The following is a 25,834-nucleotide window of genomic DNA, read 5'->3' on the forward strand; positions in this document are numbered from 1 at the left end:
GTCAAGGTGAGTGCTAAGGATTTGCGAAAAGCGAAGTTTCTCGCACGGCGCGCGCTCGTCCGCAGGGCTCCGGGCACTCACACCTACCGCGCCACACCCACGCTCGCGCCGTTTCGCGCGCCTAGTTCACCTCATCGGGATGGGAGCTCACCCGCCCGGCTTCCCCGGCATCCAGCCCGGCAATCGCCTGCATTTCCGCGGCGCTGAGCTCGAAATCGAAGAGGTCGATATTCTCCTCCATACGCGCCCGGTGCGTGGTTTTCGGGAAAACAATATGCCCGCTTTGCAGATGCCAGCGCAACGTGACCTGCGCGGCGGTTTTCCCGTGCGCGCGGGCCGCGGCCGCAATCGGCTCCAGTTCATCAAGCCCGTACTTAGACTGCCCCAGCGGCCCCCACGCCTCGATCTTGATATCGCGCGCGGCGCAATACTGGGAAACTTCGCGTTGCTGGAAACGCGGGTGCAGCTCAACTTGGTTCACGGCCGGTACGACGCCGCCATCAGCCACGATGCGATTGAGATGCGCAGGTTGGAAATTGGATACACCCACCGAACGGACCAACCCGGCCTCCCGGAAGCTCACCAGGTCCTTCCACGCCTCCCCGTACAGCCCCTGCTGCGGTGCCGGCCAGTGAATGAGATACAGATCCACGTAATCAAGCCCCAGTTTCTCCAGGGATTGCGCCAGCGCGGCCGGGGCATCGGCCTGCCGGTCATTCCACAGTTTCGTGGTGATAAAAAGTTCCTCGCGCGGGATACCGGAGGCCGCAATCGCGCGCCCCACCTCGGCTTCGTTGCCGTAAATGGCTGCGGTGTCAATATGCCGATAGCCGGTGGCCAGCGCCTCGCTCACCACGCGCTCTGCCTCCTGCGGCTCCACCAGGAAAACGCCGAAGCCGAGCTGCGGGATGGTGTGCCCGTCGTTCAATGTCAATGTCGGAATATTAGCCATATCACATAGTGTGCCAGGCGCGGGCAGCTCGCGCCAGGCACTCCCCCAGACGCGTTAGGCCCCGCCCGCCCGGGCACGCTAGGCTTGGAAGCGTGGAACAGCTCGACGTCGCCCACTGGCTCACCTCCCCCGCCGGGCAAGCCCTCCTCGCCACCATGCCGGCCCATAACGTGGCCGATGCTTTCAAACTCTCCACCGAACTGCGCGAACGCGGCCTCACCCCCGAGCAAAGCTCCGCTCTGCTCACCCAGACCCGCCTGCGCGATGCCGCCCGCGCCAAATTCGGCGAGCGCGCCACCCGCATGTTCTTCACCGACGCCGGCCTCCAGCAATCCACCCGCGCCAGCGTGGCCCGCCAGCACGCCTCGGTCTTCCAACGTGCCGGCGTGCGCGAAGTGCTCGATTTCGGCTGCGGGATCGGGGCGGATTCCCAGGCCTTCACCGACGCCGGCCTGACCGCCCTGGGAGTGGAGCGTGACCCGGTTACCGCTCATTTCGCGCAGGCTAATGCCGGTTGCGCCGTCGTACCAACAGACGGATACGCCCTGCTCGGTAGCTATGAGAGCCGCGAGGGGCTGTGGCTCGACCCGGCGCGGCGCGATGCGCGGGGCAAGCGGATTTCGCATCCCGAGCACTGGCAGCCGGCGCTCAGCGATGCCATTGCGCTGGCGCGCGAATTCCGGGTGACCGGGATTAAGCTCGGGCCCGGGATTCGCTGGGCGGATTTGCCCGCCGATGCCTTCGTCGATTGGGTGAGCGTGGACGGGGACCTCGTGGAGGCGGTGGCGTGGTTTGGGACGCGCGATCCGGGGCGCGGCGCCACGATCCTCACCGAAAAGCCCCGGCGCGAGGAGGGCGACGACGCCGCCACTTCCGCCACCGGGAACTTGGTCGGCTACTATCGCACCTGGCGCGGGGATCCGAGCCAGTCCGCCGCTTCCCTGCCGGCCCGGCCCCTGGATGCGTACCTGTACGAACCGGATCCGGCGCTTATGCGCGCGGGCGGCCTCGACCAGGTGTGTAGCGATTTTGATTTGGCTCCGATTTCGCCCGGGCTGGCGTATTTAAGCGGCGACGCCGTCGCCTCCCCGCTCCTCGCCCGTTTCAAAATACTGGATGTGCTCCCGCTGCACGCCAAAACCGTGGCTGCCGAGCTGCGCAAACGCGGCGTCGTGCGGGCCGAAATCAAAAAACGCGGAACCGATATTGACCCGGCGCTCTTCCGCAAACAACTCAAGTTGCACAAGAACGCCGGGGACGGCGCCGCCACCGTGATCCTCACCCGGATCCTCGGCGAGCACCGCGCTATCGTCGCCGAACGCGAAGGGTGGTAGGCGCTAGAACGCTACCAGATCGAGGGGCATATTCGTGTCCACCGTTATATCGAGGGGCGACGGCGCCCGCCCGCTGACCGCCACGCTGTACCCGAGGGCAGCAATCATGGCGCCATTATCGGTGCAGTAGCGCAGCGCTGGGATGCGCACGTTGATCCCGCGTTCGGCTCCGCGCTGGGCGGCCAGTTCCCGCAGCCGGGAATTCGCGGAGAATCCCCCGCCCACCACCAGGGTGTCACAGCCCTTATCTTCGCAGGCCCGCAGGGCTTTATCCGTGAGGGTATCGGTAATAGCTTCGGTGAATCCGGCGGCAATATCGGGAACATTGACTTCTTCGCCGCGTTCTTCCAGGCCCTCAATATAGCGGGCCACAGCGGTTTTCAGGCCGGAGAAGGAGAAATCGTAGCGGTGGCGTGCCTTATTTTTCCCGCCTTCCAGGCCGCGCGGGAAGCGAATGGCATCCCGGTTGCCGGTCCTGGAGAGGCGGTCAATATGCGGGCCGCCCGGGTAGGGCAGGCCGAGGAGGCGCCCCACTTTATCGAAGGCTTCACCGGCGGCATCATCCAGGGTGCCGCCCAGCTCCGTCACATCCCCGGCAATATCGCGCACGTGCAGAATCGAGGAATGACCCCCGGAAACCACCAGTCCGATAAAGCTCTCCGGGAAGGGCCCGCTGGCCAGCTGATCCACCGCCAGGTGCCCAATAATATGATTAACGCCGTAGAGCGGAATACCCAGCGCCAAGGCCAGGGATTTCGCCGCGGAAACCCCAACGGTCAGCGAACCGATGAGCCCCGGGCCTGCGGTTACCGCAATCGCATCCAAATCGCCCAGCCCCACGCCGGCCTTCTCCAGGGCCGCGTTCAGGGTGGGGACCATTTGCTGGAGGTGAGCACGCGAGGCAATCTCCGGGATAATGCCGCCGTAGCGGGCGTATTCATCCATAGACGTGGCGGTTACATCCGCCAGCAGCTCGCCGTCGCGTACGATCCCGATCCCCGTTTCATCACACGAGGTTTCGATTCCCAAAACTGTTGTACTCACGCCCGGCAATCTTACTCCTCACTTTTCCCATGTGGGAGTGCGCAGCATCTCCAGCGCGCGCAGGCGATCCACTTTCCCGGAGGCCAGCATGGGGATAGCTGCTTGCACCACCCGGCGCGGCGCGGCGGCCTTCCCCATCCGCACGCGCACGTACTCACGTACCTCCTCCGCGCGCTGCGCGAAAGGGAACTCTGCTTCCAGAATTACTCCCACGATCTGCCCCCAGCGCTCATCCACCACCGGAAGAACTTCCGCGCGCCGCACCCCCGGGAAACTGCACAGCACCTCGCTGACCTGCCGGGCATGCACCTTCACCCCGCCGGAAATGATCACGTCATCCAGGCGCCCCGCGACCTGCACTCTCCCCTCAATAACGCTCCCGGCATCATTCGTCACGTGCCAGCGCCGGCCGCCACTCGTTATAAAAGCCGCAGATTCTGGTTCGTTCAAATACCCTGCGGCCAGCATCGGCCCGGATAATTGCAGCCGCCCGGAGGGCGCGGCCACCTGCACCCCGGGCAGCGGGATACCGTTATAAACGCAGCCGCCCGCGGTTTCCGTCATGCCGTAGGTGGTCACCACCGGGAGCCCCAATGCTCGGGCACGGGTGATGAGCGACGGCGCAGCCGCCGCCCCGCCCACCAATATGGCACGCAAGTTCCTCAAGGCCGTGGTGCCCGCCTGGCCGGATTCCACAATATCGGAGAGCTGGGTGGGAACCACGGATAGGAAGCCGCCCTCCGGCATATCCACCATATCCACGCCGCCATGATCGCGTAGCGATAGCCCGGGTGGGAGCTCCACCGGATAGCTACCGGCCACGCAGGAGCGTGCCACTACCTGGAACCCGGCCACGTGATGCGCGGGGAGGGCCAGCACCCAGCGGCCCCGGCCCCCGAAGAATTCCGCGGTGGCAGCTTCCGAAGCGAGGAAAGCCCGGGCGGAAAGCCCGACCAGGTGCCCCTTCCCCGTGGTGGAACCGGAGGTTTGCAAAATAAAATCAATATCCGGCCGCCAGCGGATCCGCCCCGCCACCGCCGCCGCATCGGCCGCTGCATCCGCGGCCGTAGTCGCATCAACCGCCGAATCCGCCGCTGCATCGGCCGCCGAAGAAGCCAGCGGCATGAGCGGGCGGTGGCTACCGGGTGCTTCCAGCCGCGCCGCTATCGCATCGTATAGCGCGCGTATACCGCTCCGGGAAGGAACAATGAACTCAATATCCTCCGGGCTCAGAACACTGGACATGCGCGAACCTCAACCCGCCTGTTTTAGAAGTAGCGCGGGTAGGGATCCCAATTGGGGCTGCGATGCTCGAGGAAGGCATCCCGGCCTTCCTGGGCTTCCGGCGTCATATAGGCCAAACGGGTGGCTTCACCAGCGAATACCTGCTGGCCGGCGATACCGTCGTCGACCATATTAAAAGCAAATTTGAGCATACGGATGCTTTGCGGTGATTTCGTGGCAATAATACGCGCGTACTCGAGAGCGGTTTCTTCCACCTGCGCGTGCGCCACCGCTTCGTTAATAACACCCCAGGCCGCGGCCTGGTCCGCGCTGTATTCGCGGGCGAGGAAGAAAATCTCGCGAGCGCGCTTGTCACCGGCCTGGCGGGCCAGCAGGGCGCTGCCGTATCCGGCGTCGAAGGAACCCACATTGGCGTCGATCTGCTTGAAGCGGGCGTGTTCGCGGGAGGCGACCGCCAGATCGCAGACCACCATGAGGGAGTGCCCGCCGCCGGTCACCCACCCGGTGAGCGCCGCGATCACCGGTTTCGGGGTGGTGCGGATAAGGCGCTGGAGTTCGAGCACGTGCATGCGGCTGGCTTGGGCGTGGTCGATTTGGGCGCGGCGCTGAGCCACCCCGGCGCTAGAATCCGCGCCGGCCGTTTCGTACTGGTAGCCGTCTGCCCCGCGCACCCGCTGGTCGCCGCCCGAGCAGAAAGCGTAGCCGCCATCGCGCGGGGAGGGACCGTTCCCGGTGAGGATAATGGCGGCCACATCGGAACTCATGCGCGCGTGGTCGAATGCCCGATAGAGTTCGTCCACGGTGAGCGGGCGGAAAGCGTTACGCACATCGGGGCGGTCAAAGGCGATGCGCACCACCGGGAGGTCCTCGCCCGCGGGTCGGCCATCCACCTCCCCGCGGGAAATACCACGATGGTAGGTAATATCTTCAAACTCGAAACCGGGGACCGTGCGCCAGCGCGCGGGATCGAATGTATCTGAAACCGAAGGAAGCATACTCATGGGGGACAGTTTAGCCGGCAGGCGCTAGTATGGGGTCTGTTTCACACTCTCGGCGGCGCGGAGCCACGGCCTAGCGGCCCGGGCCCGCGTGCCGTACCGCGTACTTGTCAACGAGGCCATGCTTACTGAATTAGTCAATCCTTTCCCCGAACTGTCCCGGGTGCTCGCCTATTCGATTCCGCTCAAGCGCCGCTTCCGGGGGATTACCGTGCGGGAGGGACTGCTCCTGGAGGGCCCGGCCGGTTGGGGTGAGGCAGCTCCGTTTTGGGATTATGACCCGCGGGAATCAGCCCCGTGGCTGCGCGCCGGAATCGAGGCGGCCACCCGGCCCTTTCCGCGTCCGCTGCGCAGCCATATCCCCGTGAATGTGACGATCCCGGTCACCACGCCTGCGGATGCAGCCCGGCTGGTTCGCGACGCGGCCGGCTGCACCACCGCGAAAGTGAAAGTTGCCGATCCGCGCTCGACCCTACGCGAGGATTGCGAGCGGGTGGCCGCGGTGGCGGCGGCGCTCGGGCCGGCCGGGAGGGTACGCGTGGATGCGAACGCGGCCTGGGATACCGATACCGCTATCCGGGCCATCACCGAGCTTGACGCGGCGGCCCGCGCGGGCGGGCTGGCCGGGCTGGAATACGTGGAGCAGCCCTGCAAAAAGATCGCGGAGCTGGCCCGGGTGCGCTCCCGGGTTGCCCCCAAAATTGCCGCGGATGAATCGATTCGCCGCGCCAGCGACCCGCTGGCGGTGGCTCGCGCGGGAGCTGCCGATATTGCGGTTATTAAAGTGGCGCCCCTGGGAGGAATCCCGCGCGCGCTCGATGTTGCCCGCGAGTGCGGATTGGACGTGGTGCTTTCTTCCGCCCTGGAGACCTCGGTGGGGATCGCGGCCGGGCTGGCCGCGGCAGCCGCGGTGGATCGCCTCCCCTACGCCTGCGGTTTGGCAACCGTTCAGCTCCTGAGCGCCGATATTGCGAGCGAAGCGAAGCTGCCCCGCGCGGGCATGATTGAATGCGGGAGGGCCGCCGTGGATACCTCGCAGCTCAGTGCGGCACCGGATTTGGTGGCGCGCTGGCAGCGGCGCCTGAGCGAGATGATGGAGTGGTACTCATGAGCATGATGAACGACGACGCAACCCGCGCCGCGGCCCCGCGCACGCTACCGTCAGCCGCCACCGCACCGGCCGCACCGGACCGGGCCGCGCCCGCGGACCCGACCGCCACGCACGCCCGCGATATTATCGGGGCGCTGATCGGTTGCGGGGTGCGCCATATGGTCATCTGCCCCGGTTCGCGCAATGCGCCCCTCACCTACGCGGCAGCTGCAGCGGCGCGCGCCGGCCTGATCACCACCCACGTGCGAGTCGATGAGCGCAGCGCTGGCTTCTTCGCCCTCGGGCTGGCCCGCGGTGAGGTGCTCGCCGCAGAGCCCCTCCCGGTTGCTGTGATCACCACGTCCGGCACCGCCGTCGCCAATCTTCACCCGGCCCTCGCGGAAGCCGATGCCACCGGAATCCCCCTCCTCGCCGTGACCGCGGACCGCCCCGCCTACCTGCGCGGCACCGGAGCGAATCAAACCACCCAGCAGGCCGGAATGTTCGCCACCGTGGTGCGCGCCCAGCTGGATATTCCGGCCTTCGGGGAGGACGGCGCGGTGGTCGCGAACCAGGTGTGGCGCGCGGTCGCCCGGGCGCTCGGCGAGGGCGGGCGCCCCGGCCCCGCACATCTCAATATTTGTTTGGATGGCAATCTTGCCGCGCTTCCCGCTCCCCCGCGGGTATGGCCCGCGCCCCGCCGGATCGCCGCGCCGGCCCCTATGGGTACGGCGGGCACGCCCTGGCCGGAAGTGCTGGACCGGGAGCTCGGCACCGTTATTGTGGCCGGGGATGCTACCGGCAGCGGGGCGGGAATCGTGGCGCTCGCGGGGGCGCTGGGCTGGCCGCTGCTGGCTGAGCCGAGTAGCCCGGCGGCTTACGGGCCCGCGCTCAGCCACTATGTTTATTACCTCACGCACATGCAGGGTATTGAGCAGGTGCTCCTGTGCGGGCATCCCACCCTCTCGCGCCCCGTCACCCAGCTCCTCAAACGCGCCGATATTAATATTGTGGCGGTGGCTGATCGCAGCGGTTACTATTTCGATCCTTTCGGAACGGTTCGCGCCGTGCTACCGGCACTGCCGCCCGCACCTGAAACTACGGGTACGATTCCACCGTTGTGGCGCGCAGCGGAGGAACGGAGCGCCACGATGATAAGCCGACGGCGCAGCCTAGCCGCCCGCACCCCCGGCGCACCTTTCGATCCCCTGCATATTGCCTGCACTATCTGGGATAGTCACAGCGAGCATCCCGAGAGTGCCCCGCTGCTCTTCGTGGGGGCTTCGGCTTCTATCCGGATCCTCGACCGCGCGGCACGCACCCCGGCCCGCCCGCTCCGCGTTCTCAGTAACCGCGGACTGGCGGGGATTGACGGCACCATCAGTTGCGCGCGCGGTCTGGCCACCGCCACCGGGGAACCGGTGCGGGTGCTGCTGGGCGATCTCACCTTCCTCCACGATATGGGCGGCTTGCTCCGCGGGAGCCACGAGCCGGAGGTGGATCTGCAAGTCATTGTCCTCAACGATGCGGGCGGTTCAATTTTCGCTGGCCTGGAGCACGGCGAGCCGCAGCACGCGCAGGATTTCGGGCGTTATTTTGCGACGCCGCAGCGCTGTGACATCGAGTACCTTGCCTACGGTATGGGAGCTGATTATCTGGAGGTGCGCAGCCTTGACCAGCTCGATGATCTCCTGGCGCGCCCGATCCGCGGGGTGTCGGTGGTTGAGGTGCGTACCGATATTCCGGATCTGCGCGCTCGCGATGCGCAGGTGCAAGCGGAAATTAGTGCTGCCCTAGGTGCATAACTCACGCGATGCACGCGCGAAGCACCGCATGAGCTAAGTGCGCCGGCGTGGTGCGGGGCTTAGCGGCTTTCCGCCACCGCGCTCAGCATAGGGAGCATTTTCGCTTCGGTTTCCGCGAATTCTGCCTCCGGGATAGATTGCGGCATAATCCCGCCTCCCGCGTACAGAGTGATGAAGTTTCCGGTGATGTGGCCCCCGCGCAGCGCGATCCCGAATTCGCCGTTGCCGGCCGCGTCCACCCAGCCGACCGGACCGGCATACCGCCCGCGGTCCATATGTTCCACATCGGTGAGAATATCGCGGGCCAGAGCGGTGGGCTGGCCGCACACCGCCGCGGTGGGATGCAAAGCGTAGGCCAGGCCCAGTGCGGAATGCTCGCTGCGCCCACGCACATCGGTCGCTAAATGGCACACGTTCGGGAGCCGGAGCAGCTCCGGTTGCTCGGGAATATCCAGCGAGCTCGCCACGGGAGTAAGCGCGCTGCGCACCGATTCCACCGCGATCTCATGTTCGCGGCGGTCTTTTTCCGAGGCGAGGAGCACCTCCCCCTCATCCGCTGTGGCTGTTCCCGCGAGCACCCGGCAGGAAAACTCCCCCGCCCGGGTGCCAACCAAAAGTTCGGGGGTGGCGCCCACCAGGCCGCGCACCGCGTATATCCAGCAGCTCGGATAGGAACGCGCCAGGTGAGCGCACAGCAGGCGCGGATCGAAATCCCGTTGCGCCCGCAGTTTTTTATCCCGGGCCAGCACAACTTTGTCCGCTTGGCCCGCGCGGAGCATATCGCGCACCGTGGCCACCGCCGTGCACCATTCACTTTCGCTCAGGCTCCCGCCTTCCGAGTGCGTGGCCCCGCAGCCGGGAATGCTCGCTAATGCGGCGCGGCCCGCCGCGCACACCGCCGCCCCGTCCAGGGAGTCCAGGCGCCGAGCCAGCTCCCCGCAATCCACCCCGATCACCCAACTGGCTTCCTTGGTGATCACCAGGAGAGTTTCCGGGATCAGGAGCATTCCGCCCCGGAGAAACCCGAAAGATCCGAAGGCGAGCGGGAGGGCGCAGGGCAGCTCTGCGTCGTCGTACTTCTGCGTATTCTTGTGCCCGGTTCGCGCGGTTCGCGCGTTGTGCCCGTTTCGCTCGGTTTGCCCGGTTTGCCCACTGCGCCGTGCCGCGGCGCTCAGCTGCGCCCAGCGCGCGGCCGCGCGTTCGAGAGTATCCGGGGCCTCGCTTTCTACCGCTACGTATTCGCCCCAGCCGAGGAGCGCCAGGTGCGGGCCGACCCACGCGCTGATATTCGGGGAGGGGGCGAAGCCGAAAAGTTCCGGGCAGATCGGGAGGGGCTGGCGCAGCCGGTGGACCTCAAAGTTTGCATAATCCACAGCATCCGCGCTACCCGTCATATTCGCGCCGCTGCATTCCGCCATCCCCGTTTCCTTTCCGCTTTCACTACGCTGTGCCGGCGGATTCTCCCGCGAGCCCGCAAAGGGATAGTTTAGGCCGAAGCGGCGGCTAATGAACAGCGCATAATCGTGGCGTCGCGCCCGTGATAGTAGCCAGGGCGCCGCCCCACCGCGGTAAAGCCGCGCGAGGCGTAGAGTCCGGTGGCAATCGGGTCGTCCGAGCGGACCTCCAGGAACATGGTTTCCCCGCCCGCGTCGCGCGCCAGGGTCATGAGGTCGTCAAGAAGCGCACCGCCCAGGCCCTGCCCGCGCACCGCCTGCGCCACCGCGAGAGTGAGGATTTCGGCTTCCACTCCCAGGCTCACCCCGCCGGCCGCCAGGATGGGCGGGTGAAGATCGTCAAGCGCATTAATGGAAGGAGCGTTTGGTGTGGCGGCACCGGGCACGGCCGCAGTGGCGCCGTGCTCTACCGAATTTGCGGCAGTGCCCGGGAACACCGCAGCTTCGCCCCGCTCCATCACTTCCCGCGGAGGTTCCACCGTGTAGAGCAGGTAGGCTTCGCTACTGGCCCGCAGCGCCTGCTCCCAGGCCCCGCGCGGCCAGGCTTCCCGCGCGCCAAATTGGGCGGCGTCGAAACGGGCCAGGTCACGCGCCCAGGACGGATCAGCTACCACGCGCCGCATCGGCACATCGCGCCAGTGCCGCGGCATCTCACTCCCCACCACGCGCCTAGCTGCCGAGGTAACCGCTGCCCGCCGGCTGGGCCACGCCCTGCGCGATATCGGGGCGGCGCAAATATTGCGGCTCGGTATCGAGCGCCTCGCCCGCCGCCAACTTCGCGCCCGCGCGCGCCACCATGAGCTCCGGTTCGCATTCCACCACGCGCGCCCCGCTCAGTTCCGGATACATATCCCCATGGGATACGACGACGCTGGTATGTTCGCCGCGCAGCGCAGGTACCTCGGCCGGGCGGATAATGCGGGGGCCATCCGTGACGGTGAGTTCGCCGCGCGCCGCGCTCTGGGCAGCCGGTGCTACTTCTGCGCTCAGCACATACAGTTCCTTACGCCGGGCATCGATAACCGCGAGCGCGCGGGTAGCTCCCTCGCGCAGCGTGCCCAGGGCCCGCACTTCCAGGGAGGAAACGCCGTAGAGGGGCACATCCCAGGCGAAAGCGAGGGTGCGGGCGGTCACCAAGCCGGCACGCAGCCCGGTAAAGGCCCCGGGCCCGGTTCCCGCCACGATGGCATCGGCGCGTTCCACCCCGGCTGCTTCCAGGACTGCCTTGACCATCGGGGTGAGAGTTTCAGCGTGGTGGCGCGAATCCGGGGACACCTCGCGGGCCAGAGTGGCGATCTGCCCGGCGGCGCCGTCGTTCCCAAAATGTTCCACGCGGACCAGGCCCACCACGGATAGGTCGCTGGTATCAATGGTCAAAATATTCATGAAGCATTCTCCTGGTGGTACGAGGCGAGCAGGTCGGCGGCGAGCTGGCGCGAACGCGGGCCGGAAGCGCGCAGGCTGAGGGTGCGGGGCGAATCGACGTACAGGTCGAGCACATCGCTGCCGGCCGCGGCGCCGACGGGCCGTTCAATATCAATATCGAGGCGGTCATTGGTGAGGACCTCGGTTTTGCCTTCGCCCCATTCCACCACGGTGGCGGATTCTTCCAGGGAGGAATCCAGGTCCAGGGCGTCCAGTTCTTCCAGGGAGGTGAGGCGGTAGGCGTCCACGTGGACGAGGTCGGGGCCGCCGGCCCGCGAGCGGTGCACATTGGCGATCACGAACGTCGGGGAGGTGACGCGCCCGCCCACGTTCATGCCTTCCGCGATTCCGCGGGTCATTGTGGTTTTTCCGGCGCCCAGCGGCCCGTTGAGCATGATGAGGTCGCCGCCGCGCAGGAGCTTTCCGAGGGCGCAGCCAACGGCGTGCATCGCCTCGGCGTCCTCAATAAGGATCTTCTCAGTCACCGTGCTATTCTACGTCGCTTCGCGGGCGCGGGCGTAGGGCGTGCGGGTGCCTACTTCACGTACAAGCGCGGGACCCGGGCGGCCACGCGGGTAATAATCTCATAAGAAATCGTGCCGCTGGCCAGTGCCCATTGCGCGGCGCTCACTTCCCCGCGGGCCGGGTCGCCGAAGAGCACCACGGGGGTGCCGGCCGGCAGCGGCCCATCCAGGCGCACCACAAACTGATCCATGCACACCCGCCCGGTGATGGGCGCGCGCTGAGCGGCCGGCCCCTCCCCGACCGTCACATAGCCCTTATTGGACAGCGCCCGCGGAACCCCATCGGCATATCCGAGCGGTACGACGCCGAGCACGGCCCCGTCCTCAACAACGGCCGTGTGCCCGTAAGAAACGCCGGCGCGGTGGGAAAGCTGGCGGGTGGTGAGAAGCTCGGATTCCAGGCGCATGGCGGGGCGCAGGCCCAGGTCGGAGGCGAGGGTGCGGCGCGGTTCGGGGCTGAGCCCGTAGAGGATAATGCCGGGGCGCACCATATCGTAGCGGGCTCCCGGGTGCCAGAGCACCCCGCTGGAGGCGGAAAGGTGGGCCAGGCGCGGGGTGAGGCTGGCGCGGGTGGCGAGGCGGCGGGCTTCGTCGAAAACGGCGATTTGGCTGGTGGTGGCATCGCTATCCGGGTCATCCGCGCAGGCCAGGTGGCTCCAGATGCCAACGACTTCGAGGCGCCCGGCCTGTTGGTGTGTGGCGAGGAGTTGTGCGGCCGCGGGGATATCTTCCAGGTTGAAGCCCTCGCGGGTCATGCCGCTATCCACGCTCAGGTGAACCCGGGCGGTGTGGCCGGTAGCCTGAGCGGCCCGCGCCACCGCCTCAATCATCCAGGTATCCCCCACCGAGAGTTCAATCCCCGCTTCGAGTGCTGGGGCGAGATCACTATCGGGGGTGTAAATCCAGGAGAACACCGGGGGCAGGGCCGGGTGGCCGGCTAGTGCTTCACCTTCGGTAGGCTGCTCCCCCCATTCCCGGACCAGCGCGAGCGCTTCGGCAACTTGGGCAACCCCCAGGTAGTCCGCTCCCGCGCGCGCGAATGCGCGCGCGGCGGGAAGCAACCCGTGGCCGTAGGCATCACCTTTGATAACCGCCATGATTTTCTGGCCCGTGAGATGGGCCCGTACCCGGGTGAGGTTCTGCTCGAGCGCACCCAGGCTGATGGTAGCTCGGGAGGTGAAAACTGCGGGATCAAGGCTAAACATGGTGTTCTTCCTGTTGAGGCGCGGATAGGAGTGCGGGGCGGGACTGGCGAGCTGCGGCGCGCTGGTCACCTGCGGGCGAGCCGCGCTGCGAGCTGCCGGCCGCGGGCCGCGGCGCGGGCGTGCCTGTATTCTACGCGCCGCCCAGAATCTGGCCGATGACCTCCGGGATGCGCGCGGCGATCTGGGCTGCACTGATAGGCCGGCCCGGCGCGGGCGCGGGCTCCCCGAGCGCGCCCCGCGCCGGCGCGGCGAAAGGTGTTCCGGCCGCGAGCGCGGCAGCGCGGGCATGAACGTGCAGGGCAGCGGCCGCAATACGGGCGGCCGCCCCGGGTGCCAGGCAGGCAGTCGCAGCGGGTGCATCGATTGCGGTGGGCCCGCCCGCGCCATCTGCCGGCTCGGTGAGTTCAGTGTGCCCCGCAACCTCCGTGTGCTCGCCAACCACAGCGTGCTGAGCGAGCATGGCTCCGATGAGCCCGGCCAGCACATCGCCAGCCCCGGCCACGGCGCGCCAGCCCGGCGCCCCGCCCTGGGCGTAGCACTGTCCGCTCGGGCTGGCCACCACATCAACGGATCCCTTGAGCACCACCGTCGCCCCCAACCGGGCCGCCAGAGCCCGCGCGGCCGCCACCGGGCAGGACTCAATCACCGCGCGGCTAAAAGGCCTGCCATCCCCGTCGCGGAGATCCAGTTGCGCGGCGAGTAGGGCGGCTTCCCCGGCGTGCGGGGTGAGCACCACGTGCTCGCCGAACCGCACGCCCGCCCGCGCCGCCATATCGGCGATGGTGGGCAGAGCGCCGGCATCCACAACCACCGGGGACCCGTCTTTAAGCGCGGCGTGCAGGAGGGCCGGTGCTCCCGGAGGATCGCCCGAACCAACCGCGAGGGCCTGGATCCGCCCCGGGGCCGCCACCACTTCCGGATGCGCGGTGATAACCAGCTCCGCGACCTCATTCTCACCGAGGTAACGTACCATCCCGGGTCCCGCCGCGAGAGCGGCCGTCGTCGTTAATAAACCCGCACCCGGGTACTGCACCGAACCGGACACGATCCCCACCACGCCGCGGGTGTATTTGTGGTCGTCCGCGCCGGGGACCTGCCACAGGTCCGCCACATCGGAATCACCCAGGCGCAGCACGGATGGTTCGCCCAGGTGAGGGGCGAAGCCGAGCTCCACCACCTCGATGCGCCCCGCGGCCCGGCGGGCCGGGTCGAGCACCAGCCCGGCCTTGGCTGCTCCCATGGTCACGGTGAGGTGGGCGGAGAGGTAGGGGCCGGGCAGGGCGCCGTCGTCCACCCCGATCCCGGAGGGAGTATCCACCGCGACCACGAGCGGTTCCACCGGGCTGGCCAGACGCTCGGATTCCAGCGCGGCAAGCCACGAAGCCAGCGGTTCGCGCGCCGGCCCACGCGCCCCGATGCCGAGCAGCCCGTCCACCCAGACGGCGCTGCGGCGCGCGAGCTCAACCGCCTGCGCCGCGCTGGCCTCGCGGATGAGGGTGCCGCCGGCGCGCTCCAAAGCCTGCGCCCCCGCGCGGTGATAAGCAGGCAGCGGAAGCGCCGCCACCACGGTGGCCCCGCGCCGCGCCAGATATGCACCGGCGTAGAGGGCGTCCCCGCCGTTATTACCCGCCCCGGCAAAAATCGCGATGCGGGTCCCGCTCACGCGGATGGAGCGACGGCGCAGCTCCCAAATAATCGCATTCGCGAGCGCCCGAGCGGCCCGGGCCATGAGCGGCTCGCCGGCCGCCAACAGGGGTTCTTCCGCGGCTCGCACGGTCGCGGCATCATAGGTACGCAACATACTGGTATGGTAACGCGCGCCCGCGCACCCGGAGCTGGGCCGGCGCGGTCACGAACCGCAAGCGGAGCCGCGCACCTGCGCCGCGATACCCGCGCCCGCGCACCCCGCCGCCCAGCTAGTAGGCTGGCCCCATGGAGTCCAACCGTCACCTCGTCACCTTCACGCACGACGAATGGAGCGCCCTCGCCAAGAACGCGCCCCTCCCCCTCACGCACACGGATGTGCGGCACCTGAAAGCCCTGGGCGACCCGATTGACCTGGCCGAAGCGGATGCTATTTACCGCCCGCTCTCCGCGCTGCTGCAAATGTACGCCCAGGAAATCGGCGATCTGCACCGCAAAACTTCGGATTTTTTGGGTTTGCGCGAACAGCGCACGCCTTTTGTGATCGGTATTGCCGGTTCGGTTGCGGTAGGAAAATCGACGACGGCGCGACTTCTCCAAGAGTTGCTTCGGCGCTGGCCCTACACACCCCGCGTGGACCTGGTGACCACGGATGGCTTCCTCTACCCCAATGCGGTGCTGGAAGAGCGCAGCCTCATGGACCGCAAGGGTTTCCCGGAATCCTATGATCACGCCGCGCTTCTTGATTTTCTGCGGCGGGTCAAATCCGGGGAGGACCGCGTGGAGGTGCCCCGCTACGATCACGTTATTTACGATATTGTGCCCGGTCAGCACCAGGTGGTGGCCCACCCGGATATTCTCATCCTGGAAGGGCTCAATGTGCTCCAGCCGCCACTGCTGGCAGCCGGCTGGCCGAACAGGAATGCCGGGGACGGCACCGCGGCCGGCAAGCGAGCTGATTCGCGGCCCGGCGCCCCCGCGCGCGTGACTCCCACGGATGCCGCTTTCTACACCGGGAACCTCACCGCCGTTTCCGATTTCTTCGACGTCTCGATTTACGTGGACGCTTCCCCGGAAGATCTGGAAACCTGGTATCTCTCGCGTATTTTCAAATTGCGCGACGTCGCTTTTAATCTGCCCGGCGCCTATTTCCACCAATTTGCGGATATGCCGGACGCCGAGCTGCGGGCCCGCTCCCTTGACATCTGGAACGCCATCAACCTGCCCAATTTGCTGGAGAATATTCAGCCCACCCGCGAGCGCGCCGATATTATGCTCTGCAAGGGCGCCGACCACCGGGTCCAGCGCATTCACCTGCGTAAGTTGTAGCCGCCCGGCCCATAGCTAGGCTGCGCCCCGGCCAGCAGCGTAGGCGGGCCGGGGCGCAAGCTACCTGGCGGCGGCGTCGTAAAAAATACTGCGCGGCGCGCACCGCAAAAGTTATAGCGCGAGGTTCGTGGCGACCACGTCCGCGAGTTCGTGCGCCACGGCGTCTGCCTCCTCCTGGGTGGCGGCTTCGACCATGACGCGCACCAGCGGCTCGGTGCCCGAGGGGCGCAGCAGCACCCGGCCGGTCTCCCCTAGGCGCTCCTCGGCCTCGCGGACCGCGCGCTGGACCTGCTCGTTTGTGGAAGCCGCGGCTTTATCCACATTTGGCACGTTGACGAGGATTTGCGGGAGGCGGGTGACCACGCTGGCCAGCTCTTTCAGGCTGCGCCCGGATGCCGCGACCTGCTGGGCGAGGAGCAGGCTGGTGAGGGAGCCGTCACCGGTGGTGGCTTTTTCGAGGGAGATGACGTGGCCGGATTGTTCGCCGCCCAGGCTGTAGCCCCCGCGGCGCATTTCTTCGAGGACGTAGCGGTCCCCGACCCCGGTTTGGATCGTGCGCACGCCGTGCTCCTTCATGGCCAGGAGCAGGCCGAGGTTGGACATGACCGTGACGACGAGGGTGTCTTTCGCGAGTTTGCCGGCGTCTTTGAGGGCGAGGGCGAGGATCGCCATGATTTGATCGCCGTCCACAAGCTCGCCTTCGTGATCGACCGCGAGGCAGCGGTCCGCGTCGCCGTCGAAAGCCACCCCGAAATCGGCGTCGTTATCCACGACCGCGCGCTGGAGGGCTTCCGGGTGGGTGGAGCCGCAGCCGTCGTTAATGTTGTATCCGGAAGGATCGGCGTTAATAACAATAACCTTCGCTCCGGCGCGGCGCAGCGCCTCGGGTGCGATAGCGGAGGTGGCACCGTTCGCGCAATCGGTGACGATGGTCAGGCCGTCCAGCCGGGTGGTGATCGCGGTGGTGAGGTGGTCGAGGTAGAGGCGATCCCCGAATTCCGCGGTATCGCTAATGCGGCCGATGCCGGCGCCGGTGGGGCGGCCCCAGTCCGTGCCGAGGAGTTCTTCGATTTCGTCTTCGAGGCTGTCTTCGAGTTTGAAGCCGCCTTTGGCGAAGAATTTAATGCCGTTGTCCTGCATGGGGTTGTGGGAAGCGGAGATCATGACGCCCAGGTCATAGCCGCCTTCCGCGGTGAGGAAGGCGATGCCGGGGGTGGGAATAACGTCCACGTGTTCCACGTCCACCCCGGCGCCGGCGAGCCCGGCCGCCACCGCCTGGGACAGCATCCCGCCCGAGACGCGCGAATCCTGGCCGATGACCGCGCGCGGGCGGCCTTCCCCGTCGAATTCGCGGGTGAGGACCCGGGCCGCGGCTTCACCCAATTTCACGGCGAGGTCCGCCGTGAGTGCGCGGTTTGCGAGTCCGCGGACGCCGTCTGTTCCAAAAAGTCGTGGCATTACTCAGCCTTTCGCCGGGGCGCGGCCGGTGCCGCACCTATGTGCTTCCCTCTGTTCTACTTCGCCCGCGGGGCCCGGAACCGGGGCGGCTGTGGAGCTTGTTGAAGCTGGCCGGCCTGGTTGGCACCGCGGGTGCGCTGTGTTCTACTGTAACGCGCGCGGCCGGCCGGCGGAAAAAGGAACGCGGGGTGGACGCGGGGTGGCCAAACGGCGCGCGGAGCACAGCGAACCGCGCACCGCGAACAGCAAACAGCGAACGGAGCACAAGCACCCCTCACACAAGCACCTCGAGCACGCCATATACAACAAGGGAGGCCCCGAAGTAGGACCTCCCTTGTAAAAACTGAGCGCTGCGCCGAAGTGGCGCATAACGCCGAAGCTTAACGCTTGGAGAACTGCGAAGCCTTGCGGGCCTTCTTCAGGCCGGCCTTCTTGCGTTCCACCGCGCGAGCATCGCGGGTGAGGTAACCGGCCTTCTTGAGGGCCGGGCGATTCGCTTCGCGGTCAATTTCGTTGAGGGCGCGGGCGATGCCAAGACGCAGCGCACCGGCCTGGCCGGAAATGCCACCGCCGTTGATACGGGCGATAACATCGAAACGGCCTTCGAGATCGAGCAGGGTGAAGGGGGACTTCACGAGCTGCTGATGGATTTTGTTGGGGAAGTAATCGGCCAGGTCGCGGCCGTTCACCTTCCATTCCCCGGAGCCGGGGACGAGCCGGACGCGGGCAACGGCTTCCTTGCGGCGGCCGAGTGCCTGACCCGGGACAGCGGCGGATACACCCTGACCGACCTTGGGGGTTTCGGTCTCTGTGGTGTAGGAGCCGCTGAACTCCTCCTCCACCTGGGTGTCAATTTGAGTTTCTGACATTGATGTAAATCCTGTTCCGAAAAAAGCGGCCGAACGCGACTCGCTTATTGGGCGATCTTCTTCAGCTCGTAAGGTTCGGGCTTCTGAGCTCCGTGCGGATGCTCAGCGCCGGCGAAAACCTTCAGCTTCTTCAGCTGCTGACGGCCGAGAGATGTGTGCGGAAGCATGCCGCGCACCGCCTTAATAACGGCCTGCTCGGGATTCGAGGCAAGGAGTTCGGCGTACGAGGTGGCCTTGAGGCCCCCCGGGTAACCGGAATGCCGGTAAGCCATCTTCTGCGTTGCCTTGCTTCCCGTGAGGGTCACCTTGCTCGCATTCGTGATAATAACGAAATCGCCGGTATCCATGTGAGGAGCAAAATTCGGTTTGTGCTTCCCACGGAGCAGGGCGGCAACCTGAGCTGCCAAACGCCCGAGGACAACATCGGTGGCGTCAATGATGTACCACTTCTTCTCAATGTCGCCGGGCTTAGGAGTGTACGTGCGCACGTGCGTAGCCTTCGTTTCTGATATTGGTTCCGAACATCCGCCGTGGTGGCGGGCGAAACCGTAACGGTCAAAAGTTAGATGTGCCCTTCACAGCGCGCGACGAGTGGGAATAAGCATCGCGCCGATGGTATGGACAACAACGCTCTATCATACCCGTAGCTCCTATGTCGGTCAAAGCTTTGCCGGCGCTGTGAGGTACTCCACCGGCGCTTTAGCGCGGGAAAGTACGACGACGCCGCACCGGCCCGCCGCCTCGCTTTCTTGCGCGCCGCGGCAGTGCGGGTGGGCGCTAGAGAAGCGGGCATGACAGAAACGGGCATGACAGGATCTGGCATGACAGGATCTGGCATTACAGGATCTGGCATTACAGAATCGGGGTGGGCAGGTCCACCACGGGTTCGGCCCGGCCTTCTGTGACCCACAGGCGCACATGCGGCGCGGTGATTGCCAGCACCACCAGCACCGAGATCCCGGCCGGGTACATGGCCGCGGTTTCCCCCGTGGTTGCAAGCAATAGGTAGAGCAGGGCGATACCCGCTTCGCAGGCAAGGAAGAGTACCCAGGCCACTCGGGAATGGTTGGCCACCCCGAACAGGAGCAGCAGCATAACCAGGTAGAGCACCACATCCACCGCGGAAGCCGGAAGCATATCGGTGACCAGCGCGGCGCCCAGCAGCACCGTGATCGCGACAGCGGAAAAGAGCAGGGCCCCGGGCGGGACGCGGTGTTCAGCCGCGATGCGCGCCAGCTCGGTGGCTTTTTCCGCCATGGCACTGGAATTGCGCCACCCGGGTTTGCCAGCCGGGCCGGTTTGCCGGCGCCGGCCCTGGTATCCCGAACCCTGCCGACCCGCGCGCGGATGGCTAGAGCGCCCGCGGCCCGGCTGCGCCGTCGTACCATTACCGGAACCGCGCTCACCGCACGTTCCCTCACCGCATGCTTCCTCACCGCACGTTCCCTCGGCATCGGGGAGGGCCAACTCTAGCTCCTCTTCCAGTTCCAGCCCCTCCTCCAGGCGCGCGGCCGCGCCGGTGACATCGAGGATGGGAAGATCGCCGTCGGTTTGAATCTCATCCCCGCCGCCGTTACGCGAGCTATAGGCGTTGAAATACTGCTCGATCACGCTCACGTGACTATCGGGATCCGCGTAGCGCACCGTATTGATAATGAAATCCCGCTCCGCATCAATATTCGGATCGATTTTGTGGGTGAATTGCCCGGTGAAAATAGACAGACCCACGCTGCGATCAAAGGTTCCGGCGGCGAGCCAGGTGATGCGTTCCCCACCCGGAAGCGTCCAATCCGGCGGGCAGCGCCAGAAGCGCACATGGTGGCGCCGGGCCGCATTGCCATCCACTTCCTGCTGGTAGGCGAATTCTTGTTTCCGGGAAAACAAATACAGATCGGAGACCGGTGCGGAAGGATAGGAGCGGCGCAGTACCGCGGCCACAATTATCCGCCAAGAGGTGCGGAAAGTAATGGGTTCGGCTTCGATCCAGCCGGCGGCCCGCATGGCCGCGTGAATATCCGCCTCGCTGCCCTCCCAGCCGATATTGACCGGGTCCCCGAGGATGCCGTCCGCCGTTTTGGTGCGCCCGAAGAAATAATCCGGCACGTACATGAGCGAAAACAGCTGGTGGAGGCGCGGGAAAGCGAAATACGCCGCGAGCGCCCAAAATACCAGCAGGTGCAGCCACCACAGCGGTTGCCCGGGGAGCCCGCGCAGCAAAAGCAGCACGGCCAGCCAGAAACTATAAATCAGGGCGACGACGACGAACAGCCCCGCCAAGACCGCATACAAAGGGAAGCCGCGCCGCAGCCGCTGCCGGGGCAGGCGGGTATAGGCGGGCGGGCGCGCGGGGACTGGCCAGCGCTGGTCAGCGCTGTGCCGCACCGAGAGCACCGGCGTTGTTTGCCCGACATCGCTTTGTTCCTGAGTCACGCCTCGATTTTACTCGGCGCCTACGACACATTAAATCGGCCTGAATTGACGATGCTCGTCACGTGCGGAGCAGCGGCGGCACGTTTCGCCGCGCCGAGCTTGGGCAATAGTAGCGCCCGGCTAATCCTCGAGCAGGGTGCGGATAGCCCGGGATGCCGCTGCACGCGCGGCCCACTGACTCGGTTCAGGATAATTCACTTTTTCCAGGGTGAGGGGATGGGGCGGGGCCACCACCACCTCGCCGTCGCGGCTCGCTTCGTGCAGGCGCCGGAGTGGCCAGGCGGCGTCGCGCTGCCCCTCGCCCACCCGGAGCAGCGAGCCGACCAGGGTCCGCACCATCGAATGGCAAAAAGCATCGGCCACCGCGTGGATGGTTACCAGCTCGCCTGCTTCAGCCACGTCCAGGGCCAGGAGCTCGCGAACCGTCGTCGCCCCCGGGCGCGGTTTGCAATAGGAGAGGAAATCGTGTTCGCCCAGGAGGGAGGCCGCGGCCTCCCGCATCGCGTTGAGGTCGAGCGGGCCGGCCAGCCAGAGGACGTCGCGTCGTCGTAAGGGATCAAAGTGACCCACCGCAATGCGGTACGTGTATTCGCGCGAAACCGCGGAAAAACGGGCCTCGAAATCGGGGGAGACTTCGCGGGCGCTGTGGAGCACAATATCGGCACTCCCCCGGGGGCCGCCCGCATCGCGCGCGAGCAGGCCCTGCACGCGCCGCACCAGTACCCGGGTCGGGTCATCTTGAGAGCGCCCCGCCGCCGCGGCGAGCGCCCCGCGCGGCACATCCATATGGGCGACCTGCCCGCGGGCATGCACCCCGGCGTCGGTCCGCCCGGCAACGGTGAGGGTGACCGGCACGCGCAACACCGTGGCGAGGGCTTCGGTGAGGGTGCCTTCCACGGTGCGCAGGCCGGGCTGCGCCGCCCAACCGTGAAATTCAGTACCGTCGTAGGAAAGATCAAGCCGAAGCCGAAGGTTTTGCGCTAGCGTGTCACTCATGGATCCAGTTTCCCATGCCGAGCCCTCCGCCCGCATACCCGCGAGCCGCGCGCCAGAAGGCCGCGGGCTCGAGGGGCACGTAGCCGAGGGCCGTGTACTCGAAAATGAGGAGCCGGCGCTCCCACTCGGCACCGCACCGATGTACGCGAGTGCGCCCAGCCCGGAGGACGCCGCGAACGCCACCACCGCGGCCGCTGTTTCCGGACCGCGCACATTCGCGGTTGATTGCGGCGGGGGCGGTATCAAAACGGCGCTGCTGGACGCGGCCGGCACCCAGATCGGACCGGCCCGGCGCACCCCGGTCCGCTACCCCTTCTCCCCCGCGGCCCTGGAACATATCATTGCTGCGGATGCCGCCGCACTGCGCGCCGAGGGCTGCGATTTCGAGCGCCTCACGGTGGGAATGCCGGGGATGCTCCGCCACGGCGTGGTGGTTTATACCCCGCATTACATTCGCCGCGCCGGCCCGCATACCCGCCTCGACCCGGAGATGGAGGTCGCCTGGAACGGCCTGGATATTCGCGCTGCCCTCGCCGCGCGTTTTTCCCGGCCCACCCTGGTGCTCAACGACGCTGAGGTAGCCGCTGCCGCAACCGTGACCGGCCAGGGTCTGGAAGTGGTCCTCACTTTCGGAACCGGACTGGGCAATGCCATTGTTGATAACGGGGTGCTGGCCCCGCACCTGGAGTTTTCACATGCCCCGCTGCGCTGGGGCCTCACCTACGATGATGTGATCGGCGAAATTGAGCGCATCCGCCTGGGCGATGCCGCGTGGAGCCGGCAGGTGGCCCGCGCTATTGAGTCCCTCTACCCGGTAATTCGCTGGGACACCCTCTACCTCGGAGGCGGTAACGCGGCGCGTATCACCGAGAGCGTGCGTGAACGCCTGAGCGGCTCGGTAGTCTTTATTCCGAATGCCGCCGGGATGAGTGGCGGGGTGCGCGCTTGGGATCTGGTGGCCGCCTCCGAGCGGGCTCGTGCGGAACAGTAGCCCCGCTCCCGCAGGCAATAGTAGATCCGCTTCCTGCGGGCAACAGTAGCCCCGCGTCCTGCGGGCAGCGAAAAGGGCTCCGGAAACTCACGTTTCCGAAGCCCTTCTCTCAAGCTTCCCGGCGGTTCGGTTTACTCACGTGACCGAACCAACCGCGGGCGCTTATCTAGCTTACTTAGCTTCTTCGGCCTTCTCGGCTTCCGCAGCTTCGTCCGCGCTGGGAGCCGATTCAGCAGATTCGGCACTTTCCGCCGAAGCGGCGCTTTCAGCAGATTCAGCAGATTCCGCGCTTTCGGCCGACTCAGCGGATTCCGCCGACTCAGCCGACTCGGCTTCTTCCGCGGCAGCGGCACGCTCAGCGGCCTTTTCCGCTTCCTTGACAACCGCCTGCTTCGGGGAAACCTTCTCGGTCACCAGCGAAATAACGGCCATCGGGGTGTTATCACCGCGGCGGTTGCCCACTTTGGTGATGCGGGTGTAGCCACCCTCGCGTTCCGCGAACAGCGGGGCGAGTTCCTCGAAGAGGATGTAGGCGGTTTCACGATCGCCCAGCACCTTGAGGGCCAGGCGGCGATTGTGGGTATCCCCCTTCTTCGCCTTCGTGATGAGCTTTTCGATGTGGGGACGCACCGCGCGAGCCTTCGCTTCGGTGGTCTTGATCGACGTGTGATGAATAAGTTCCTTGCACAGGTTGGCAAGAATCTTGCGCTGGTGGGCGGGGCTACCGCCGAGGCGCGGACCCTTGGTGGGCTTAGGCATTGTCTACTCCTAGTAAATTATGTGGCTGCTCAGGCCTGAGAATCGTCGCTGAACTGCATCCCGAAATCATCGAATCCGCCACCGAGGAAGCTCGATCCGGAATCCTTGAGGCTCAGGTCCATCTTCGCCAGTTCATCCTTGACATCATCGATGGACTTCGCCCCGAAGTTGCGAATATCGAGCAGGTCGGCTTCCGAACGCTGCACCAGTTCCCCAATGGTGTGGATACCTTCGCGCTGCAGGCAGTTCTGGGAACGTGCGGGCAGGTTGAGGATGGTGATCGGACGCTGCAGATCCGAGGAGCGCTGCTCGGTCACCGGTGCCGGACCAATTTCGATGCCTTCGGCTTCGTCATTGAGATCCACGGCCAGGCCGAAGAGCTCCACGAGGGTCTTGCCGGCAGAGGCGAGAGCGTCCCGCGGGGTCGTCGATTCCTTGGTTTCCACATCCACCACGAGGCGATCAAAGTCGGTGCGCTGTTCCACACGGGTGGCTTCCACCTTGTAGGAAACCTTGAGCACCGGCGAGTAGATCGAGTCAATCGGAATGCGGCCGATCTCATCGTTATCGCCCTTGTTGAGAGCCGCGGAAACGTAGCCGCGCCCGCGTTCAACCGTGAGGTCGATTTCGAGCTTGCCCTTGTCATTGAGGGTGGCGATATGCAGATCCTGGTTGAGGATCTCCACGCCCGCCGGCGGGGTGATATCCGCGGCGGTTACTTCGCCCGGGCCGGTCTTCCGCAGGTACATGAGGACCGGTTCGTCGTTATCCGAGGAGACAACAAGTTCCTTGAGGTTGAGGATGATTTCCGCAACATCTTCCTTCACACCGGGAATGGTGGAGAACTCATGGAGCACCCCATCGATGCGAATCGAGGTGACCGCAGCACCGGGAATGGAGGACAGCAGGGTACGGCGCAGGGAATTGCCCAGCGTGTACCCGAATCCGGGTTCGAGCGGTTCGAGGACGAACCGGGACCGGAATTCGGAGATCTTATCTTCACTCAGAACGGGACGTTGTGCAATAAGCACGATTCTTTCCTTTCCGCAAACAACCGCTATATGAGGTTTGCGTAGCCTCGCGAAACTCCGTCTGTCCGCGAGGTTCGGGCGCGGTTTTTCCTGTCAAAGCCCGCGCCCTGGGAGGGGTGCCGCAGCGGCCGGGGCCGCTGCGCGCGGCGTCGTCGTTAAGAACGACGACGCAGTTGCGGCCAAACGCGTATTAGACGCGACGGCGCTTGGGCGGGCGGCACCCGTTGAAGGCCTGCGGAGTCACATCGGAAATGGAGGTGACTTCCAGCCCGGAGGCGGTCAGGGAACGGATCGCGGTTTCGCGCCCGGAACCCGGACCCTTGACGAATACATCAACCTTCTTCATGCCCTGTTCCATGGCCTGGCGCGCGGCGTTTTCCGCGGCGAGCTGCGCGGCGTAGGGAGTCGACTTACGCGAGCCCTTGAAGCCAACCATCCCGGAGGACGCGGAAGCGATCACCGCGCCGGTGGGGTCGGTGATGGACACGATGGTGTTATTGAAGGTGGACTTAATGTGGGCCTGACCCACGGTGACATTACGACGCTGATTGCGACGCGGACGGCGCGCACCGGCGTTAGCAGAACGAGTCTGACGAGCCATAATCTATTTCTCCTGAACTACGACGAAGCCTACTTGGCCTTCTTCTTACCGGCCACGGTGCGCTTGGGGCCCTTGCGGGTGCGCGCGTTGGTCTTGGTGCGCTGCCCGTGCACGGGCAGGCCGCGACGGTGACGCAGGCCCTGGTACGAACCGATTTCGATCTTGCGGCGAATATCGGCCTGGACTTCGCGGCGCAGGTCGCCTTCAACCTTGTAGTTCTCGTCGATATGGTTCTTGAGTTTCACCAGATCGTCTTCAGTGAGATCACGCACGCGGGTATCCGGGTTCACCCCGGTAGCGGCGAGGGTCTCGTGGGCGCGGGTGCGTCCAATGCCAAAAATGTAAGTGAGCGCGATCTCAATCCGCTTTTCGCGGGGGAGATCAACGCCGGAGAGACGTGCCAATTTCTTAGCTCCCTTAGTTATGCCGGAGGTGTCGGGCACTGCTGTTCCCACGGGTCTCTAATCCGTGAGCCCCGGCCTCCGGACCGGGGGTTGCCTTGCGGCTAACAGTGCTGGTGCAACGGGGCTTTAGCCCTGACGCTGCTTATGGCGCGGATTCGAGCTGCAGATCACCATGACGCGACCGTGGCGCCGAATGACCTTGCAGTTATCGCAAATGCGCTTAACGCTCGGCTTGACCTTCATGAA

At 65.9% G+C, this 25,834-nt stretch carries 25 protein-coding genes; 5 read left to right on the forward strand and 20 right to left on the reverse strand.

All coding sequences use genetic code 11. The features are described from left to right. Positions 1 to 121: 121 nt before the first annotated feature. Positions 122 to 952: an aldo/keto reductase gene (locus tag CYJ17_RS08490; protein WP_087070555.1), complete on the reverse strand. Its 831-nt coding sequence runs from the start codon at positions 950 to 952 to the stop codon at positions 122 to 124. Between the two features lie 92 nt (positions 953 to 1,044). Here CYJ17_RS08490 and CYJ17_RS08495 point away from each other — a divergent pair, with 92 nt between their 5' ends. Then, on the forward strand, positions 1,045 to 2,286 hold the full coding sequence (locus tag CYJ17_RS08495; protein ID WP_087070554.1) for a class I SAM-dependent methyltransferase: 1,242 nt from the start codon (positions 1,045 to 1,047) through the stop codon (positions 2,284 to 2,286). Positions 2,287 to 2,289: 3 nt separating this feature from the next. On the opposite strand, the gene tsaD is transcribed toward CYJ17_RS08495, so the two are convergent. The 3 genes from tsaD to CYJ17_RS08510 are packed head-to-tail and all read right to left on the reverse strand — an operon-like array spanning position 2,290 to position 5,576. Continuing rightward, positions 2,290 to 3,330, reverse strand: coding sequence for a tRNA (adenosine(37)-N6)-threonylcarbamoyltransferase complex transferase subunit TsaD (gene tsaD / locus CYJ17_RS08500; RefSeq protein ID WP_087071178.1), 1,041 nt, complete (start codon positions 3,328 to 3,330; stop codon positions 2,290 to 2,292). A gap of 18 nt (positions 3,331 to 3,348) precedes the next feature. Beyond that, a complete protein-coding gene (locus tag CYJ17_RS08505) occupies positions 3,349 to 4,575 on the reverse strand; it encodes an AMP-binding protein (RefSeq protein WP_087070553.1) in 1,227 nt (408 codons plus the stop codon). Positions 4,576 to 4,598: 23 nt separating this feature from the next. Then, positions 4,599 to 5,576 (reverse strand): 1,4-dihydroxy-2-naphthoyl-CoA synthase, encoded by a 978-nt coding sequence (locus CYJ17_RS08510; protein ID WP_087070552.1) that lies wholly within the window; start codon positions 5,574 to 5,576, stop codon positions 4,599 to 4,601. Positions 5,577 to 5,694: 118 nt separating this feature from the next. Here CYJ17_RS08510 and CYJ17_RS08515 point away from each other — a divergent pair, with 118 nt between their 5' ends. Together CYJ17_RS08515 and menD are read left to right on the forward strand one after the other, a co-directional pair. Further along, positions 5,695 to 6,684, forward strand: coding sequence for an o-succinylbenzoate synthase (locus tag CYJ17_RS08515; RefSeq protein WP_101595421.1), 990 nt, complete (start codon positions 5,695 to 5,697; stop codon positions 6,682 to 6,684). Next, positions 6,681 to 8,468, forward strand: a complete 1,788-nt coding sequence (menD, locus tag CYJ17_RS08520; RefSeq protein ID WP_244899289.1) for a 2-succinyl-5-enolpyruvyl-6-hydroxy-3-cyclohexene-1-carboxylic-acid synthase — start codon at positions 6,681 to 6,683, stop codon at positions 8,466 to 8,468. Before CYJ17_RS08515 ends, menD begins: the two co-directional genes overlap by 4 nt. Positions 8,469 to 8,527: 59 nt before the next feature. Here the strand turns inward: menD and CYJ17_RS08525 are convergent, their stop codons facing one another. The 6 genes from CYJ17_RS08525 to CYJ17_RS08550 form a co-directional block, all read right to left on the reverse strand. Then, complete coding sequence (locus tag CYJ17_RS08525; protein WP_087070550.1) at positions 8,528 to 9,886, reverse strand: isochorismate synthase; 1,359 nt, start codon at positions 9,884 to 9,886, stop codon at positions 8,528 to 8,530. A 68-nt stretch (positions 9,887 to 9,954) separates the two neighbouring features. Further along, the gene (locus CYJ17_RS08530; protein WP_087070549.1) at positions 9,955 to 10,572 is read right to left on the reverse strand and encodes a GNAT family N-acetyltransferase; all 618 of its coding nucleotides are present in this window, start codon (positions 10,570 to 10,572) and stop codon (positions 9,955 to 9,957) included. A gap of 19 nt (positions 10,573 to 10,591) precedes the next feature. Beyond that, entirely contained in the window at positions 10,592 to 11,308 is a 717-nt protein-coding gene (gene tsaB / locus CYJ17_RS08535; protein WP_087070548.1) for a tRNA (adenosine(37)-N6)-threonylcarbamoyltransferase complex dimerization subunit type 1 TsaB, read from the reverse strand. Beyond that, on the reverse strand, positions 11,305 to 11,832 hold the full coding sequence (tsaE, locus tag CYJ17_RS08540; protein WP_257960033.1) for a tRNA (adenosine(37)-N6)-threonylcarbamoyltransferase complex ATPase subunit type 1 TsaE: 528 nt from the start codon (positions 11,830 to 11,832) through the stop codon (positions 11,305 to 11,307). Before tsaE ends, tsaB begins: the two co-directional genes overlap by 4 nt. Positions 11,833 to 11,882: 50 nt before the next feature. Further along, positions 11,883 to 13,076, reverse strand: coding sequence for an alanine racemase (gene alr, locus CYJ17_RS08545; protein ID WP_087070547.1), 1,194 nt, complete (start codon positions 13,074 to 13,076; stop codon positions 11,883 to 11,885). Between the two features lie 130 nt (positions 13,077 to 13,206). Then, entirely contained in the window at positions 13,207 to 14,877 is a 1,671-nt protein-coding gene (locus CYJ17_RS08550; RefSeq protein ID WP_101595392.1) for a bifunctional ADP-dependent NAD(P)H-hydrate dehydratase/NAD(P)H-hydrate epimerase, read from the reverse strand. Between the two features lie 131 nt (positions 14,878 to 15,008). Between CYJ17_RS08550 and coaA the strand changes: the two genes are divergently transcribed. Continuing rightward, the gene (gene coaA, locus CYJ17_RS08555) at positions 15,009 to 16,049 is read left to right on the forward strand and encodes a type I pantothenate kinase (RefSeq protein ID WP_101595389.1); all 1,041 of its coding nucleotides are present in this window, start codon (positions 15,009 to 15,011) and stop codon (positions 16,047 to 16,049) included. A 111-nt stretch (positions 16,050 to 16,160) separates the two neighbouring features. On the opposite strand, the gene glmM is transcribed toward coaA, so the two are convergent. From glmM to truA, 5 genes are all read right to left on the reverse strand, one after another. Further along, positions 16,161 to 17,507: a phosphoglucosamine mutase gene (gene glmM / locus CYJ17_RS08560; RefSeq protein WP_087070546.1), complete on the reverse strand. Its 1,347-nt coding sequence runs from the start codon at positions 17,505 to 17,507 to the stop codon at positions 16,161 to 16,163. Between the two features lie 380 nt (positions 17,508 to 17,887). Next, positions 17,888 to 18,376, reverse strand: coding sequence for a 30S ribosomal protein S9 (gene rpsI / locus CYJ17_RS08565; RefSeq protein ID WP_016443070.1), 489 nt, complete (start codon positions 18,374 to 18,376; stop codon positions 17,888 to 17,890). A gap of 44 nt (positions 18,377 to 18,420) precedes the next feature. Next, positions 18,421 to 18,864 carry a 50S ribosomal protein L13 gene (rplM, locus tag CYJ17_RS08570; protein ID WP_087070545.1) on the reverse strand — a complete coding sequence of 148 codons (444 nt, stop codon included), beginning with the start codon at positions 18,862 to 18,864 and terminating at the stop codon, positions 18,421 to 18,423. 364 nt (positions 18,865 to 19,228) lie between these two features. Then, entirely contained in the window at positions 19,229 to 20,806 is a 1,578-nt protein-coding gene (locus tag CYJ17_RS08575) for an LssY C-terminal domain-containing protein (protein WP_219619184.1), read from the reverse strand. 120 nt (positions 20,807 to 20,926) lie between these two features. Then, entirely contained in the window at positions 20,927 to 21,802 is an 876-nt protein-coding gene (truA, locus tag CYJ17_RS08580; RefSeq protein WP_101595385.1) for a tRNA pseudouridine(38-40) synthase TruA, read from the reverse strand. Positions 21,803 to 21,941: 139 nt separating this feature from the next. Here truA and CYJ17_RS08585 point away from each other — a divergent pair, with 139 nt between their 5' ends. Further along, complete coding sequence (locus tag CYJ17_RS08585) at positions 21,942 to 22,793, forward strand: ROK family protein (RefSeq protein WP_180948666.1); 852 nt, start codon at positions 21,942 to 21,944, stop codon at positions 22,791 to 22,793. A 171-nt stretch (positions 22,794 to 22,964) separates the two neighbouring features. Here the strand turns inward: CYJ17_RS08585 and rplQ are convergent, their stop codons facing one another. From rplQ to rpmJ, 5 genes are all read right to left on the reverse strand, one after another. Next, on the reverse strand, positions 22,965 to 23,552 hold the full coding sequence (gene rplQ / locus CYJ17_RS08590) for a 50S ribosomal protein L17 (RefSeq protein WP_087070544.1): 588 nt from the start codon (positions 23,550 to 23,552) through the stop codon (positions 22,965 to 22,967). Between the two features lie 29 nt (positions 23,553 to 23,581). Next, positions 23,582 to 24,583, reverse strand: a complete 1,002-nt coding sequence (locus CYJ17_RS08595; protein WP_087070543.1) for a DNA-directed RNA polymerase subunit alpha — start codon at positions 24,581 to 24,583, stop codon at positions 23,582 to 23,584. A gap of 190 nt (positions 24,584 to 24,773) precedes the next feature. After that, positions 24,774 to 25,184: a 30S ribosomal protein S11 gene (gene rpsK / locus CYJ17_RS08600; RefSeq protein ID WP_016443077.1), complete on the reverse strand. Its 411-nt coding sequence runs from the start codon at positions 25,182 to 25,184 to the stop codon at positions 24,774 to 24,776. 29 nt (positions 25,185 to 25,213) lie between these two features. Beyond that, the gene (gene rpsM / locus CYJ17_RS08605; RefSeq protein ID WP_026428270.1) at positions 25,214 to 25,588 is read right to left on the reverse strand and encodes a 30S ribosomal protein S13; all 375 of its coding nucleotides are present in this window, start codon (positions 25,586 to 25,588) and stop codon (positions 25,214 to 25,216) included. A gap of 126 nt (positions 25,589 to 25,714) precedes the next feature. Then, positions 25,715 to 25,831 (reverse strand): 50S ribosomal protein L36, encoded by a 117-nt coding sequence (gene rpmJ / locus CYJ17_RS08610; RefSeq protein ID WP_016443079.1) that lies wholly within the window; start codon positions 25,829 to 25,831, stop codon positions 25,715 to 25,717. Positions 25,832 to 25,834 lie beyond the last annotated feature (3 nt).

The organism is Actinotignum timonense (assembly GCF_002860685.3).
Classification (GTDB): Bacteria; Actinomycetota; Actinomycetes; order Actinomycetales; family Actinomycetaceae; genus Actinotignum; species Actinotignum timonense.